Raw genomic sequence first — 247 nt, forward strand, 5'->3', positions numbered from 1 at the left:
GCCCTGGGGCGCCAGGCGCGGCTGGCCGGCGCGCGCGGGGTGTTCCATTGTCCGCGCGATCTGCGCGGCCGCCATGTCGGCCTGGTGGATGACGTCATGACCACGGCCAGCACCGCGGATGCCGCCGCCCGCGCCTTGCTGGCGGCGGGGGCGGCCAGCGTGACGGTGCTGGTGGCGGCGCGCACGCCGCGCGGCCGCTGACCCGCCGCGTGGTTGCACCGGCTTACGCGCGCGGCCAAGCGCCGGG

The 247-nt window shown here is 79.4% G+C and carries 1 protein-coding gene; it reads left to right on the forward strand.

The genetic code is table 11. From position 1 onward, the window contains the following. Positions 1 to 201: phosphoribosyltransferase family protein (locus SB764_RS43405; RefSeq protein ID WP_410867227.1), on the forward strand; the 201-nt coding region annotated here is incomplete at its 5' end. Positions 202 to 247 lie beyond the last annotated feature (46 nt).

The sequence above is a fragment of the Paraburkholderia sp. SIMBA_027 genome, assembly GCF_046535315.1.
Lineage (GTDB): Bacteria > Pseudomonadota > Gammaproteobacteria > Burkholderiales > Burkholderiaceae > Paraburkholderia > Paraburkholderia tropica.